A 15692-nucleotide genomic window follows, 5' to 3' on the forward strand; every position below is an offset into this window, starting at 1 on the left:
CAACCCGACCCTGCGCCCCACCCCCGGGAACGACGAAGCCCGCCCCGCGGTGCGGGACGGGCTGTCGAAGAAGAGGCGGCTCAGAGAGCGGCGACCTGCTTCGCGATGGCCGACTTGCGGTTCGCGGCCTGGTTCTGGTGGATGACACCCTTGCTCACGGCCTTGTCGAGCTTCTTGCCGGCGACGGCGAGAGCCTTCTCGGCGGCTGCCTTGTCACCGGAGAGAACGGCCTCGCGGGCGCGACGCACGTGCGTCTTCAGCTCGCTCTTGACGGCCTTGTTGCGCTCGCGCGCCTTCTCGTTGGTCTTGTTGCGCTTGATCTGCGACTTGATATTCGCCACGTTCGACGGTCTTTCGTTTGAGTGAGTGTTGGAAGTGCCGGGCGAGCGGTAGAGGGACGCTGCACCGGCGGTCGTGGAGGTCGGGAAAAACCCCACACGCAAGCCAAGGACCGAGTCTATCAGGTCGATGCTTCCAGCGTGGTGAGGGCCACGTCCAGCAGCGCGTTGAACACGCGCGGACGCATCGCGGTCACCAGGTGGGTCGTCCGCGGGACGACGATGAGCTCCGCATCGCGCGCGACCGACAGGAACAGCTTCTCGTTGACCCGCAGCTGATCCCACTGCCCGTTCACGAACCACAGCGGCACATCGATGCGTCGCAGCGCCGCGAGCAGATCGAGCACCGACAGACTCCGCAGCGCCGTGTCCTGCGCGTCGAACGCGTAGCCTCCCGCGCCGAAGTCCTCGCGCGTCTCCGGGGGCAGAGTGCGTTCGAGCACGTAGTTCGTCATGCGCATGCCCCGGTCGGGGAAGGCGTCGAGCCGCCGCGCGAAGAAGCGATAGGCGGCGAGCCCCACCCCGCGCGGGATCGACGTGCAGGATGCCGCGATGAACGCGGCAACCGGTGGCGGGTCCTCGCGCCCGACGTACTCGATCGAGAGCAGCCCGCCCATGGAATGCCCCACGAGCAGGACGGGACCGCGGGTCGCGGCATCCTGAACCGCCCGGTCGATCGTGGCGAACGCCTCGTCGAGGGTGAACACCTCTCCGCGACGCGTCCCGTGACCGGGCAGATCCACCGCCGTCACCGGGTTCCCGCGCTGCTCGAGATGCGCGACCTGCGCACGCCACATGGTCGCCGACGTGCGGATGCCGTGCACGAGCACGACCTGGACCGTCATGGCGTCCAGCCTACGAACCGCACCTGAGCATCGCCCCGGCGCGGCGATGTCGGCGCGCGCCCGTAGAATCGACGGAACATGTCACCGCGCGCCCTGAAGCCTCTCGAGCCGTCCGTCACCCCGCCGGCGCAGATCCGCAACTTCTGCATCATCGCCCACATCGACCACGGCAAGTCGACGTTGGCCGACCGCATGCTGCAGATCACCGGCGTCGTCGCCGACCGCGACATGCGCGCGCAGTACCTCGACCGCATGGACATCGAGCGCGAGCGCGGCATCACGATCAAGTCGCAAGCGGTGCGGATGCCGTGGGCAGCCGGCGGCGAGACGTTCGCGCTGAACATGATCGACACGCCCGGCCACGTCGACTTCACGTACGAGGTCAGCCGTTCGCTCGCCGCGTGCGAGGGCGCGATCCTTCTCGTCGACGCCGCCCAGGGCATCGAAGCCCAGACGCTCGCGAACCTCTACCTCGCGCTCGAGAACGACCTGCAGATCATCCCGGTCCTCAACAAGATCGACCTCCCCGCCGCCGACCCCGACAAGTACGCGGCGGAGCTGGCCGGCCTCATCGGCGGCGACCCGGCCGACGTGCTGCGGGTCAGCGGAAAGACGGGTATGGGCGTCGAGGAGCTCCTCGACCGCATCGTCGAGCAGATCCCCGCCCCGGTCGGCAAGGCCGACGCCCCGGCGCGCGCGATGATCTTCGACTCCGTGTACGACGCCTACCGCGGTGTCGTGACCTACGTCCGCATGGTCGACGGATCGCTCTCGCCGCGCGAGCGCATCCAGATGATGTCGACGACCGCGACGCACGAGCTGCTCGAGATCGGCGTCTCGAGCCCCGAGCGCGTGCCCACCCGGGGTCTGGGCGTCGGAGAGGTCGGCTACCTCATCACGGGCGTGAAAGACGTCCGGCAGTCCAAGGTCGGCGACACGATCACGAACCACCGCAAGCCCGCGACGCAGGCCCTCCCCGGGTACACCGACCCGAAGCCGATGGTCTTCTCGGGCATCTACCCGATCGACGGCAGCGACTACGCCGAACTGCGCGAGGCCCTCGACAAGCTGAAGCTCTCGGATGCGTCGCTGCAGTACGAGCCCGAGACGTCCGTCGCCCTCGGCTTCGGCTTCCGCTGCGGCTTCCTCGGTCTGCTGCACCTCGAGATCATCACCGAGCGCCTCTCGCGCGAGTTCGGTCTCGACCTCATCACCACCGCCCCGTCGGTGACGTACGAGGTCACCACCGACACCGGAGAGACGGTCTCGGTCACGAACCCGAGCGAATACCCCGACGGGCGCGTCGCCGAGGTGTCCGAGCCGATCGTGAAGGTCGGCATCCTGCTGCCCAAGGACTACGTCGGCACGGTCATGGAGCTGTGCCAGTCGCGCCGCGGAACCCTCCTCGGCATGGACTACCTCAGCGAAGACCGCGTCGAGCTGCGCTACAATATGCCTCTCGGCGAGATCGTCTTCGACTTCTTCGACCACCTCAAGAGCCGCACGCAGGGGTACGCGAGCCTCGACTACGAGCCGGCCGGTCAGCAGACGGCCGACCTCGTCAAGGTCGACATCCTGCTGCAGGGCGAGAAAGTGGATGCCTTCAGCTCGATCGTCCACCGCGAGAAGGCCTACAGCTACGGCACCATGATGACCGAGCGCTTGCGCAAGCTCATCCCGCGTCAGCAGTTCGAGGTGCCCATCCAGGCCGCGATCGGCGCGCGGATCATCGCGCGCGAGAACATCCGCGCGATCCGCAAGGACGTGCTCGCCAAATGCTACGGCGGTGACATCACCCGCAAGCGCAAGCTCCTCGAGAAGCAGAAAGAGGGCAAGAAGCGCATGAAGATGGTGGGCCGCGTCGAGGTTCCGCAGGAGGCGTTCATCGCCGCCCTGTCCGGCGACGTCGAGGGCAAGAAGTAACGACGCCCACCGTCCTCCCATCCGCGCACAGGAGACTGGAGATCATGCGCCGGCAGAACTTCACCGACGACACGGTCGATTACGCCGCGGTCGGCGCCACTCAGGCGCACGACCTGATGCAGTATCCGCCGCAGCACTCCGTGCCCGCCGAAGACGCCTGGCGCATCGGCAGCGGTGAGGAGCGCTTCGCGGCCGCGGGGGAGTTGCTGCTGTCGTGGGCACCGCTGCGCGCGGCGGAGCTGAGCATCAGCGATGTCCGGCCGGCCACCGACGGCGGCTATTCCGGCGTGGGTTTCGACGCCGACGGCGCTCCGATCGCCCCGAGTCGCCTCGAATCCGAGCAGCGGTTCGCCACCGACGGCACGCCGTTCGTGAGCCCGGGTACCAGCGTTCGTCTGCACGGCAAGGTCGACGGACACCGCGCCGACGCGCACCTGCGTGTCATCTCGGTGTTCGAGGAGCCGCGACGCGTCGGGTACATCCTCGGGACGGTGGGGCACTCCATCGTGAGCGGCGAAGAGCTGTTCAGCGTGGAGTGGCGCGACAACGACGAGGTGTGGTTCTCTGTGCGCGCGTTCGATCGGCCGACGGCCCCGTCGTACCGACTCTTCACCGGGCTCGTCCGCCGTCGTCGCCGGGCGCTGTTCCAGCGGTATCTCCGGGCGATCTCGCCGTTGTACACGTCCTGATGGGCGGCCCCCTGCCGCTCGGTGACCCCGCCCCGGTCGACGGACGTCTGCCCGACGACCTGATCCACGACGCCGCTGCCGATTTCGGCGTGTACCTGCACGTGCCGTTCTGTCGCGTGCGCTGCGGGTACTGCGACTTCAACACCTACACGTCGAGCGAACTGCGCGGAGCGCGGCAAGAGGACTTCGCGGACACGCTCGCCGCCGAGGTGCGTCTAGCCGGGACGGTGATGGATGCCGCGGGCGCCCGGCGGGCGGCATCCACGGTGTTCTTCGGGGGAGGCACCCCGACGCTGCTCCCGCCCGGCGACCTGGCGCGCATGCTCGGCGCGGTGCGTGACGAGTTCGGGATCGCCGACGGCGCCGAGGTCACGGTCGAAGCCAACCCCGACACCGTCGACGACCGGGTCGCCGAGACCCTGGCCGCCGCGGGAGCGACGCGCCTGTCGATCGGGATGCAGTCGGCGCAGGCGCACGTGCTCGCGGTGCTCGACCGTACGCACGATCCGCGGAACGTCGCGACAGCGGTGGCGTCGGCGCGGCGGGCCGGGCTCGACGTGTCGCTCGACCTCATCTACGGCGCCCCGGGGGAGTCGCTCGAGGACTGGCGCGCCTCGCTCGAGACCGCCGTCGGCCTCGCTCCCGACCACGTCTCGGCGTACGCCTTGATCGTCGAGGACGGCACGAAGCTCGCGCGCCAGATCCGATCGGGCGCCCTGTCCATGCCCGACGACGATCTCCAGGCCGACATGTACGAGCTCGCGGACGATCTGCTGTCGGCCGCGGGATACGAGTGGTACGAAGTGTCGAACTGGGCGACCGCCGCGACGCACCGCTCGCGTCACAACCTGGCGTACTGGCGCGGCACCGATTGGTGGGGCTTCGGCCCGGGCGCGCACAGTCACGTCGCGGGGCTCCGTTGGTGGAACGTCAAGCACCCCGCGGCCTACGCCCAGCGGCTGGCGGCGGAGGAGTCCCCCGCCGCGGCGCGCGAACGTCCCGACGAGACGGCGCGGCGCCTCGAATCGGTGCTGCTGCGGAGCCGTATCCGCGAGGGCCTGCCGGTGTCCGAGCTCCTCGGCGAGGGCCGGAAGGCCGTGGCATCCCTCATCGCCGACGGTCTCATCGAGGGCGCGGATGCCGTGCGCGGACGCATCGTCCTGACCCGGCGCGGCCGCCTGCTCGCCGATGCCGTCGTGCGGGCTCTGACCGCGTAGGCGCGTTCCCGGCTCACGTGCGGGCCGATCCTCTAGAATTGGCACTCAGGTGTGTGGAGTGCCAGGAGGAGGGAGCCGGCCATGGTGTCCGAACGCGGCTTGCAAGTGCTCCGCGCGATCGTCCAGGACTACGTCGACACGCGAGAGCCCGTCGGCAGCAAGGCGATCGTCGACCGCCACGCCTTCGGCGTGTCCGCCGCCACGATCCGCAACGACATGGCGCTCCTCGAAGACGAAGAGCTCATCGTCGCCCCCCACACGTCCTCGGGCCGTGTGCCCACCGACAAGGGCTACCGCGTCTTCGTCGACCACCTCGCCGAGCTCCGCCCCCTGTCGTCCGCGCAGCGGAGCGCCATCACGTCCTTCCTCGACGAGGCCGGCGACCTCGACGACCTCCTCGCCCGCACCGTGCGCGCCCTCACGCAGCTGACCGGCCAAGTCGCGATCGTGCAGTACCCGTCGTTCGCCCGCGCGAACCTCACGCACGTCGAGCTCGTCGCCCTCGGCGGTCCGCGCGTGCTCGTCATCCTCGTCACCGACACCGGTCGTGTCTCGCAGCGCATCGCGGTCGTCCCCCTGGAGCCCACCGAGGCCGACATCGTCCAGCTTCGCGCGCGCGTGGCGGCCATACTCGTGGGCCGTAGCGTCGCCGAGTGCGCGCAGACGGTCGCCGGCGTCGCCGCCGAAGGTCCGCGTCCGGGCGTCGCCCTGGATGCCATCGCCGACGCGGTCCTGCGGATCGTGGGCGAAGAGCTCGACGAGTTCCGTCAGGACCGGCTGGTCATGGCGGGGGCGGCGACACTCGCCAAGCGCGAGTCGGACTTCCGTGGCAGCATCTACCCGCTGCTCGAAGCCATCGAGGAGCAGGTCACGCTGCTGCGCTTGATGAGCGAGATGGTCGCCGACGAACAGGGCCTCTCGGCCAGCATCGGCCGCGAGAACGAGCCGTTCGGTCTCATCGAGGCGTCCGTGCTCGCGAGCCGGTACGACGGTTCGACGGGCGGTGCCCGCGTGGGCCTGCTGGGTCCCACCCGCATGGACTATTCGTCCAACCTCGCGGCGGTCCGCGCCGTCGCGCACTACTTGACCCGGATGCTCGAAGACGACGACAGCGCGCGTTGACGAGCTCCCTCTGAAAGATCGACCCCGCGCGAGCGGGTAGGAAGGCGACTGTGGCTGACCACTACGAGGTCCTCGGTGTCGCACGCGACGCCGCCCCCGACGACATCAAGCGCGCGTACCGGCGTCTCGCCCGCGAGTTGCACCCCGACGTCAACCCGGGAGAGGACGCCTCCGAGCGTTTCAAGCTCGTCACGCACGCGTACGACGTGCTGAGCGACCCCGAGCAGCGCCGCCGCTATGACATGGGCGGCGACCAGAACCCGTTCGGTGGCGGGGGAGCGGCTGGGTTCGGCGGCTTCAGCGACATCTTCGAGACGTTCTTCGGCGGAGCGCAGGGCGGCGGTGGCCGCGGCCCCCGTCCGCGTTCCCGGCGCGAGCGTGGGCAGGACGCGCTCGTGCGCGTCACGCTGTCGCTCGGGGACATCGTGTTCGGGGTCCACCGCGACCTCGACGTCGACACGGCGGTGCTGTGCGAGACGTGCCACGGCTCGTGCACGCAGCCCGGCACGAGCGAGGTCACGTGCGACATCTGCCACGGATCCGGGCACGTGCAGCGCACGGTCCGCAGCCTGCTCGGCAACGTCGTCACGAGCCAACCCTGCAGCGTCTGCCAGGGCCACGGCACCACGATCCCCTACCCCTGCGGCACCTGCCAGGGCCAGGGGCGCGTGCGCGCCCGCCGCACCGTGTCGGTCGACATCCCGGCCGGCGTCGAGACGGGCCTGCGCCTGCAGCTGCCCGGTTCGGGTGAGGTCGGCCCCGCCGGCGGACCGAACGGCGACCTGTACCTCGAGATCACGGTCGAGCCCCACGAGGCGTTCAGCCGCGAGGGCGACGACCTGCTCGCCACGCTCGAGGTCTCGATGCCCGACGCGATCCTGGGAACCAACACGACGATCGAGTCGCTCGACGGCAGCGTCGACCTCGAGGTGCGCGCCGGCGTGCAGTCCGGCGACGTGCTCACCATCAAGGGGCGCGGGATCACGCCGTTGCGCGGCAATCAGCGCGGTGACTTGAAGGTCGGCGTACACGTCGTGACACCGACGCGCCTCGACCACAAGGAGCGCGGGCTCATCGAGGAGTTCGCCAAGCGCACCAAGGCTCCCCAGCCGCGTCTGGCCGAGCACCAGCAGGGCCTGTTCTCGAAGTTCCGCGACCGCTTCCGGCACTGACCGTGGCGCTGCACTTCGTGACCGACGACGCCGCGACCGCGGTCGTGGGCGATGTCGTGACGCTGACGGGCCCCGAGGCGCACCACGCGGCCGCCGTGCGCCGCGTCCGCGTCGACGAGGCCGTCACCCTCGGCGATGGACGGGGAGTGTGGCTCGAGGGCCGGACCACCGCGGTGGCACCGAAAGAGGTGTCGGTCCTCGTCACGGGTCGCGCCGAGCTGCCCGCACCGTCACCGCGCATCGTGCTGGTCCAGGCGCTCGCCAAGGGCGATCGCGACGAGCTCGCCGTGCAGGCCGCGACCGAGCTGGGCGTCGACGCGATCGTCCCGTGGCAGGCCGCGCGGAGCGTGTCGAGGTGGGATGCCAAGGCCGACAAGGGACTTGCGCGCTGGCGCACGATCGTGCGCGAGGCCGCGAAGCAGGCGCATCGCGCGTGGATCCCCGAGGTCGAGGGCGTCGCACGCCTCGCCGACCTCGTCGAGCGGGCCGGTGCGGCCACCGTCCTCGTGCTCGAGCCGTCGGCATCCGAGCGGCTCACCGTCGTGGCATCCGTTCTCCCCGACGAGCGGGACGTCGTGCTCGTCGTGGGACCCGAGGGCGGAATCGCGCCGGACGAACTCGCGGCGCTGAGCGCTGCCGGTGCCCGGCTCGTGCGCCTCGGCGACACTGTGCTGCGGACCTCGACCGCGGGAGCCGCGGCGATCTCGGTCCTCTCGGCGGCGACCGGTCGCTGGTGACGGCGCCGCCCCGTCCGGGGCACAGGCCCGACCCGGTGTCGCACCCCGTCGATAGACTGGATGCCATGACCGAGCCATCGATCTTCACGCGTATCCTCCAGGGCGAGATTCCCGCCGAGATCGTGGCCGAGACCGAGAACGCCTTCGCGATCCGCGACATCGCGCCGCAGGCGCCGGTCCACCTGCTCGTGATCCCCAAGACCGAGCAGTACCGCAACGTCGTGGAACTCGCCGCGGGCGACCCCGACCTGCTGACCGAGATCGTGGGCCTCGCCAATTCAGTCGCCGCCGAACATGCGGACGGCGACTTCCGTCTCGTCTTCAACACCGGCCCCGGTGCCGGTCAGACCGTCTTCCACGTACACGCCCACGTCCTCGCGGGCGGACTGAACGAAAAGAGCCTGGGTGGCTGATTCCCCCGAAGAACCCGTCGTCGAGCGTCTGTACGCCGACGGCGTCGCGATGGTGCAGCTCCTCGGACCGCAGGACCGCCTCTTGCGCGTGGTCGAGAAGGAGCACCCCGACGTCGACGTCCACGTGCGCGGCAACGAGATCACGATCTCGGGCGGTGCCGCCGCCGTCGCCGCGGCCCGCGGCCTCGTCGACGAACTGCTGACGATGACGCGCAACGGTCACGGCCTCGATCCCGCCGACGTCTCGAACTCCAGCCGCATCCTCCGCTCCGACGGCGGTCCGCGCCCGTCCGAGGTGCTCGGCGAGGCGATCCTGTCCTCGCGCGGCAAGGTCATCCGGCCCAAGACCATGGGCCAGAAGGCCTACGTCGACGCGATCGAAGAGAACACGATCGTCTTCGGAATCGGTCCGGCCGGTACCGGCAAGACGTATCTCGCGATGGCCAAGGCCGTCCAGGCGCTGCAGCGCAAAGAGGTCAGCCGCATCATCCTGACGCGCCCGGCCGTCGAGGCGGGCGAGCGCCTGGGATTCCTGCCGGGAACGCTGACCGACAAGATCGACCCCTACCTGCGGCCTCTCTACGACGCCCTCAACGAGATGATGGACCCCGACATCGTCCCCAAGCTCATGGCGACGGGAACGATCGAGGTCGCCCCGCTGGCGTACATGCGTGGGCGTACCCTCAACGACTCGTTCGTCGTGCTCGACGAGGCGCAGAACACCACGCCCGAGCAGATGAAGATGTTCCTCACGCGTCTGGGCTTCGGCACGCGCATGGTGGTCACGGGCGACATCACGCAGATCGACCTGCCGCAGGGCGCTTCCGGTCTACGCCTGGTCACGCGCGTGCTCGGCGACATCGACGACATCCACTTCTCGTACCTCACGAGCGACGACGTCGTGCGCCACACCCTCGTCGGCCGTATCGTCGATGCGTACAGCGAGTACGACGAGAAGCGTCTCGTGGCCCGCCGCGAACGCGACGAGGCCTCCGAACTCGCCAACCGTGCCGAACGCCGCGGCGCGGCCCGCCCCGCGGGTCCGCGCGATCACCTCCCGAGACGAAACCGCTCATGACGATCGAGATCAACAACGAATCCGGCCACGAGGTCGACGAGCAGGTGCTGCTGCGCCTGATGGAGTACAACCTCACGGAGCTGCACGTCAGCCCCGACGCCGACGTGGCGATCGTGCTCGTGGACGAGGGCGCCATGGAGTCGCTGCACGTGCAGTGGATGGACGAGCCGGGTCCGACCGACGTCCTGAGCTTCCCGATGGACGAGCTGCGGCCCGGGACCGAGGACGCGCCCACCCCCGCGGGGCTCCTCGGCGACATCGTGCTGTGCCCGGCGGTCGCCGAGGCCCAGGCGGTCACGGCGAAGCACTCGACGCAGGACGAACTGATCCTCCTCACCACCCACGGCCTCCTCCACCTCCTCGGTTTCGATCACGCCGAACCCGACGAGGAGCGCGAGATGTTCGGACTCCAGCGCGAGCTCATCACCGGTTTCCAGGCCGTCGAGCGTCGCCGCCACGCATGACCGAGGCCCTCCTCCTCGTCGCGGCGTTCCTCCTCGTCGCTTTCGGGGGATTCATGGCCGCCTCCGAAGCCGCTCTCGGGGTCACCTCGCGTGCCGACCTCGCCGAGCTCGGTTCCTCGGGGCGCAACGCGCGATCGCTTCAGCGCATCGCCGACGACCCGAGCGCACACGTCACCGCCGTCGTCTTCATCCGCGTGCTGTCCGAGACGACCGCGGCCGTGCTCGTCGCGGCGGCGTTCATGCTGCTCTTCGACAACATCGGGCTCGCCGTGGCCGCCGCCGCCGTCCTCATGACGGGGATCTCGTTCGTCGCGGTCGGCGCCAGCCCTCGCGCGGTGGGACGCCATCATGCCACCGGACTTCTCCGCGGCGGAGCCCCCGTCATCCGCGGCATGCGCATCCTGCTCGGACCGCTCGCCCACGGGCTCGTCGCCGTCGGCGACCGGATCACCCCGGGCGTCTCGCACTCGACGTCGTTCGCGTCGGAGGAGCAGTTGCTCAGCATCATCGACGAGGCGGCCGAGAACGAGCTCATCGAACAGGACGACCGCGAGCTGATCCACTCGGTCTTCGACTTCACCGACCGCTACGTCCGCGAGGTCATGGTGCCGCGGACCGACATGGTGACGGTGGATGCCGCCGCAACCTCGCGCGAAGCCCTCGCGCTGTTCCTCGAGAAGGGCGTCTCGCGGATGCCCCTCGCCGACGACGACGCGGACGACATCGTCGGGATGCTGTACCTGAAGGACCTCGTGCAGTTCGGGTTCGGCGACGAGGCGGGGTGGCGCGACGCACCGATCCGCCGGATCGCGCGCCCGGCGGTCTTCGTCCCCGAGTCCATGAAGGCCGAGACGCTGCTGCAGCAGATGAAGAAGGATGCCGTGCACGTCTGCCTCGCGGTCGACGAATACGGCGGTGTCGCGGGGCTGGTCACACTGGAAGACCTCATCGAAGAACTGGTGGGCGAGATCTCCGACGAATACGACGCCCCGTCGACCGAGATCGTGCCGCTCGACGACGGGCGGTTCCGCGTGAGCGCCCGTCTCGGGCTCGACGAGGTCGGCGACCTGTTCGGTCTCGAGCTCGACGACGAGGACGTCGACTCCATCGGCGGACTCCTGGGCAAGGCCCTCGGACGCATCCCGCAGCCCGGCGCGACCGCCGAGCACTCCGGCCTGCTCATGACGGGCGGGGCTTCGCGCGGACGCAATCGCGGTATCGCGACGGTCATCGTCGAACGAGCCGAAGAAGACGAAGACGACGACGCGGCGCCTGCGGGTTCCGGGCGCGAGAGGAACGACAGATGAGCGACAACCGATCCGGCTTCGTGACCTTCGTCGGGCGACCCAACGTGGGCAAGTCGACGCTCACGAACGCCCTCGTGGGCGAGAAGGTCGCCATCACGAGCGACAAGCCGCAGACCACCCGCCGCGCGATCCGCGGCATCGTCAACCGACCGGGAGGTCAGCTCGTCGTCGTCGACACTCCCGGCATCCATCGCCCGCGCACGCTGCTCGGACAGCGCCTCAACGACCTCGTCGAGCAGGTTCTGGGCGACGTCGACGTGATCGCCTTCTGCGCGCCGGCGACGGAGAAGGTGGGGCCAGGCGACCGACGCATCGCCGAGTCCCTGTCGGGGTACCCCCGCGCGAAGAAGGTCGCGCTGGTGACCAAGACCGACGCCGCCACGCGCGAGCAGATCACCGAACGTCTCGTCGAGGTCGATGCGCTGCGCGAGGACTGGGATGCCGTCATCCCGCTCTCCGCGGTCACGAACGACCAGCTCGACGTGCTGAGCGACGAGCTGCTCGCGCTCATGCCCGTGGGGCCCGCACTGTACCCCGACGACGTCGTGACCGATGAATCGCTCGAGGATCGGATCGCCGAGATCATCCGCGAAGCCGCCCTCGACGGCGTGCGGGATGAACTGCCGCACTCCATCGCGGTGACGGTCGACGACGTGTCCGCTCGCGAAGACAGCGACCTGACCGACGTCTTCGCGAGCATCATCGTCGAGCGCGACAGCCAGAAGGCGATCATCATCGGGCGCAAGGGATCCCGCTTGGCGGACGTCGGTGCGCGGGCGCGCAAGGGGATCGAACCGCTCGTGGGAAGTCGGGTATACCTGTCGCTCCACGTGCGCGTGGCCAAGGAATGGCAGCGCGACCCCAAACAGCTCGGTCGCCTCGGGTTCTGACCCCCGGCACACCGGCGAAAGGACGACGACGATGACGCAGCAGTGGCGGGCTGGGGAGCCGGGACCGGTCGAGAACTGGACGTTCGACGAGGTCGTGGTGCCGACCCCGGGCCCCGGCGAGGTGACGATCCGTGTCCGCGCCGCCGGAATCAACCCCGCGGATGCCAAACACGTCGCCGCCGCGCGTCCCGGCGCCACCTTCCCGACGCCCATCGGATACGAACTCGCGGGTGAGATCACCGCCGTCGGGCCGGACGCCGTCGGCGGCTCCGGGCCGCTGAGCGTCGGCGACGAAGTGGTGGCCTTCCGCGTCCAGGGCGCGTACGCCACCGAACTCACCGTCCCCGCACGGGACGTCTTCGCCAAGCCCGCGACGCTGTCTCATGCCGAGGCCGCGAACCTGCTGCTGGCCGGGACCACGGCCGCCGAGATGATCCAGGTCACCCGCGCCGCGGCCGGCGACACCGTCCTGCTGCACGCTGCCGCGGGCGCCGTCGGCGTGAGCCTGCTGCAGCAGGCCCGAGTGCTCGGCATCCGGGTGATCGGCACCGTCGGCCCGGACTCCGAGACCTCGGCCGCGCGGGTGCGTCAGTGCGGCGGCATCCCGGTCGCGTACGGCGAGGGGCTGCGGGAGCGCGTTCTCGACGCGGCCGGCGGAGAACCGCTCGTCGCCGCGTGGGATGCCGCGGGCACCGACGAGGCGATTGACGTCTCGGTCGCCCTCGTCACCGAACGCGACCGCATCGTCACGATCGTCTCGCCGCAGCGCGCCGAGTCGGACGGCATCCTGTGGATCGCCGGCGCACGTCCCGAGAGCGCGCGGTTCCGCGACATCGCCCGCGCCCGCGTCCTCGAGCTCGCGGCATCCGGGGATCTGGAGGTCCCCATCGCCCGCACCTTCCCGCTCGTCGACGCAGTCGAGGCCGTGACGTTGGTGATGCAGGGCCACCCGGGCGGCAAGGTCGCGCTGCTGTCGTGAGCGCGTCGCCCTTCATTCTCCCGCCGGCACCGGAGCGCCTCGACGTCGTCCGTGAGCGGGTGCGATTGCGCCCCGTCGTCGAGACTGATCTCGAGGCGATGGCGCAGTACCGCGGCGACCCCGAGGTGTGCCGTTTCCTCCCGTTCGAACCACAGACCGCCGATGACATCCGCGCGCGCGTCGGGCACGTGCTCGGCGGCACGAGCCTCGAGGGGGACAGGGGAGGGGTGATCGTCGTGATCGAACGTGTCGAGGACGGCGCGATCATCGGCGACCTCGCGCTGTTCCACCTCGACACCAACTCCGGTGCGGCCGAGATCGGGTGGGTCGTGAGCCCCGCCGCTGCAGGTCGGGGCCTGGCCACCGAGGCCGTGCGCGCCCTCGTCGACACCGCGTTCTCCGTGTACGGCCTCCGGCGGCTCGTCGCCCGCATCGATCCCGAGAACTCCCGCTCGATCGCTCTGGCAGAGCGTCTGGGGCTGCGCTGCGAAGCGTCCCTCGTCGAGAACGAGCGGCTCACGCAGCGGGAGGGCGACGAAGTGGAATACACCATCCTCGCGCGGGAGTGGGCCGCCCGCGCGTGAAGCGCCGTGTGGACGAGTGCTACGATCGCAGCATGCGCTTCGGTGGCCTGCTTCTTCTTAGCTGCCGCGACGAGTCCTCGTTCTAAGGGCCTTCCTCGTCGCGGAGATCGTCGTCGGCCCCACCGAACGAATCTAAAGAAGCGACACACCATGAAGAACACCCAGAAGCCCACGTCCGCTCCGGTGCACAAGTACCGTCCTTTCCACGAGCAGATCCGGGTCGACCTGCCCGATCGCACGTGGCCGAGCACGCGGATCGTGACCGCGCCCCGCTGGTGCGCCGTCGATCTGCGCGACGGCAACCAGGCCCTCATCGATCCGATGGGCCCCGAGCGCAAGCGCGTCATGTTCGACCTGCTCGTGAAGATGGGCTACAAAGAGATCGAGGTCGGCTTCCCGAGCGCCAGCCAGACCGACTTCGACTTCGTCCGTCAGCTGATCGAAGAAGACCTGATCCCCGACGACGTCACGATCCAGGTGCTGACGCAGGCACGCGAGCACCTCATCGCCCGCACGTACGAGTCGATCGCCGGCGCCAAGCAGGCCATCGTCCACCTGTACAACTCCACGTCCGTCCTGCAGCGCGAGGTCGTGTTCCGCACCGACCAGCAGGGTGTCGTCGACATCGCCCTCGAGGGGGCGCGCCTGTGCAAGAAGTACGAGGCGACGATCCCCGAGACGCAGGTGTTCTACGAGTACTCGCCCGAGAGCTACACCGGCACCGAGCTCGAGTTCGCGCTGCGCATCTGCAACGAGGTGCTCGAGGTCTTCCAGCCGACGCCGGAGCGCAAGGTCATCCTGAACCTGCCCGCCACGGTCGAGATGGCCACGCCCAACGTCTACGCCGATTCGATCGAGTGGATGTCGCGGCACCTGAACCACCGCGAGAACGTCATCCTCTCGCTGCACCCGCACAACGACCGCGGCACCGCGGTGGCTGCGGCCGAGCTCGGCTACATGGCCGGTGCCGACCGCATCGAGGGGTGCCTGTTCGGCAACGGGGAACGCACCGGAAACGTCGACCTGGTCGCGCTGGGCGTGAATATGCTGACGCAGGGCATCGACCCGCAGATCGACTTCAGCGACATCGACCAGGTCAAGCGCACCGTCGAGTACTGCAACCAGCTGCCGGTCCCCGAGCGGAGCCCGTGGGCCGGCGACCTCGTGTTCACCGCCTTCAGCGGATCGCACCAGGATGCCATCAAGAAGGGCTTCGAATCGATGGAGGCCCGCGCGGCCGCCGAGGGCAAGCACATCGACGACATCGAGTGGGCCGTGCCGTATCTGCCCATCGACCCGAAGGACCTCGGCCGTTCGTACGAGGCCGTGATCCGCGTCAACTCGCAGTCCGGCAAGGGCGGGGTCGCCTACCTGCTGAAGGCCGACCACGCGCTGGATCTGCCGCGTAAGCTCCAGATCGAGTTCTCCGGGGTCGTGCAGACGCGCACCGACGCCGAGGGCGGCGAGGTCTCGAGCGCCCAGATCTGGGACATCTTCACCGACGAGTACCTGCCGACGAAGGACGACGACCAGCGCTGGGGCCGCTTCGAGCTGCTGTCGACGCGCTCGTCGAGCGACTTGTCGGGCGACGTCTCGCTCGAGGTCACGCTGCGCGACGGCGAGGCGGCGCAGCCCGCTTCGGCGGTCGGCAACGGCCCGGTCGCGGCGTTCCTCGAGATCGTGCGCGCCCAGGGCATCGAGGTGACGCTGTACGACTACGTCGAGCACGCCCTCAGCTCGGGCGGTGACGCGCAGGCCGCGGCGTACATCGAGCTGCAGGTCGACGACCAGCGCCTGTGGGGCGTCGGCATCGACAACGACATCTCCACCGCGTCGCTCAAGGCCATCGTGTCGGGAGTGAACCGCGCTATCCGCACGCGCGAGCGCTCCGGCGCCCTCGCCGCCGTCTGACCTCCGCCCCGGAGAACACGACC

At 69.6% G+C, this 15692-nt stretch carries 16 protein-coding genes; 14 read left to right on the plus strand and 2 right to left on the minus strand.

Features of this window, described 5'->3' with window-relative positions:
* Positions 1-80: 80 nt before the first annotated feature.
* Positions 81-341, minus strand: coding sequence for a 30S ribosomal protein S20 (rpsT, locus tag FE256_RS00005; protein WP_138172211.1), 261 nt, complete (start codon positions 339-341; stop codon positions 81-83).
* Between the two features lie 119 nt (positions 342-460).
* The gene (locus tag FE256_RS00010; protein ID WP_138172212.1) at positions 461-1183 is read right to left on the minus strand and encodes an alpha/beta fold hydrolase; all 723 of its coding nucleotides are present in this window, start codon (positions 1181-1183) and stop codon (positions 461-463) included.
* A gap of 78 nt (positions 1184-1261) precedes the next feature.
* Here FE256_RS00010 and lepA point away from each other — a divergent pair, with 78 nt between their 5' ends.
* The 14 genes from lepA (at position 1262) to leuA (ending at position 15669) form a co-directional block, all read left to right on the plus strand.
* The gene (lepA, locus tag FE256_RS00015) at positions 1262-3106 is read left to right on the plus strand and encodes a translation elongation factor 4 (RefSeq protein ID WP_138172213.1); all 1845 of its coding nucleotides are present in this window, start codon (positions 1262-1264) and stop codon (positions 3104-3106) included.
* Positions 3107-3150: 44 nt separating this feature from the next.
* On the plus strand, positions 3151-3795 hold the full coding sequence (locus FE256_RS00020) for a DUF1990 domain-containing protein (protein ID WP_138172214.1): 645 nt from the start codon (positions 3151-3153) through the stop codon (positions 3793-3795).
* Positions 3795-5012, plus strand: coding sequence for a radical SAM family heme chaperone HemW (gene hemW / locus FE256_RS00025; RefSeq protein WP_138172215.1), 1218 nt, complete (start codon positions 3795-3797; stop codon positions 5010-5012). The genes FE256_RS00020 and hemW overlap by 1 nt, the downstream gene beginning before the upstream one ends.
* 81 nt (positions 5013-5093) lie before the next feature.
* Positions 5094-6134, plus strand: a complete 1041-nt coding sequence (hrcA, locus tag FE256_RS00030) for a heat-inducible transcriptional repressor HrcA (RefSeq protein WP_138172216.1) — start codon at positions 5094-5096, stop codon at positions 6132-6134.
* A gap of 50 nt (positions 6135-6184) precedes the next feature.
* Positions 6185-7306, plus strand: a complete 1122-nt coding sequence (dnaJ, locus tag FE256_RS00035; RefSeq protein WP_138172217.1) for a molecular chaperone DnaJ — start codon at positions 6185-6187, stop codon at positions 7304-7306.
* A gap of 2 nt (positions 7307-7308) precedes the next feature.
* Complete coding sequence (locus tag FE256_RS00040; RefSeq protein WP_138172218.1) at positions 7309-8043, plus strand: 16S rRNA (uracil(1498)-N(3))-methyltransferase; 735 nt, start codon at positions 7309-7311, stop codon at positions 8041-8043.
* 65 nt (positions 8044-8108) lie between these two features.
* A complete protein-coding gene (locus FE256_RS00045) occupies positions 8109-8456 on the plus strand; it encodes an HIT domain-containing protein (protein ID WP_138172219.1) in 348 nt (115 codons plus the stop codon).
* Positions 8457-8505: 49 nt separating this feature from the next.
* Positions 8506-9534: a PhoH family protein gene (locus tag FE256_RS00050; RefSeq protein WP_252370854.1), complete on the plus strand. Its 1029-nt coding sequence runs from the start codon at positions 8506-8508 to the stop codon at positions 9532-9534.
* A complete protein-coding gene (gene ybeY / locus FE256_RS00055) occupies positions 9531-9998 on the plus strand; it encodes an rRNA maturation RNase YbeY (protein ID WP_138172221.1) in 468 nt (155 codons plus the stop codon). The genes FE256_RS00050 and ybeY overlap by 4 nt, the downstream gene beginning before the upstream one ends.
* Positions 9995-11305 carry a hemolysin family protein gene (locus tag FE256_RS00060; protein ID WP_138172222.1) on the plus strand — a complete coding sequence of 437 codons (1311 nt, stop codon included), beginning with the start codon at positions 9995-9997 and terminating at the stop codon, positions 11303-11305. Before ybeY ends, FE256_RS00060 begins: the two co-directional genes overlap by 4 nt.
* Positions 11302-12195, plus strand: coding sequence for a GTPase Era (era, locus tag FE256_RS00065; RefSeq protein ID WP_138172223.1), 894 nt, complete (start codon positions 11302-11304; stop codon positions 12193-12195). The genes FE256_RS00060 and era overlap by 4 nt, the downstream gene beginning before the upstream one ends.
* A 31-nt stretch (positions 12196-12226) precedes the next feature.
* A complete protein-coding gene (locus FE256_RS00070; protein ID WP_138172224.1) occupies positions 12227-13174 on the plus strand; it encodes a quinone oxidoreductase family protein in 948 nt (315 codons plus the stop codon).
* Complete coding sequence (locus FE256_RS00075) at positions 13171-13758, plus strand: GNAT family N-acetyltransferase (RefSeq protein WP_138172225.1); 588 nt, start codon at positions 13171-13173, stop codon at positions 13756-13758. The genes FE256_RS00070 and FE256_RS00075 overlap by 4 nt, the downstream gene beginning before the upstream one ends.
* 150 nt (positions 13759-13908) lie before the next feature.
* Positions 13909-15669 (plus strand): 2-isopropylmalate synthase, encoded by a 1761-nt coding sequence (gene leuA, locus FE256_RS00080; RefSeq protein ID WP_138172226.1) that lies wholly within the window; start codon positions 13909-13911, stop codon positions 15667-15669.
* The last annotated feature ends 23 nt before the right edge of the window (positions 15670-15692 follow it).

It is taken from the genome of Microbacterium sp. 5K110 (genome assembly GCF_005774735.1).
Classification (GTDB): domain Bacteria; phylum Actinomycetota; class Actinomycetes; order Actinomycetales; family Microbacteriaceae; genus Microbacterium.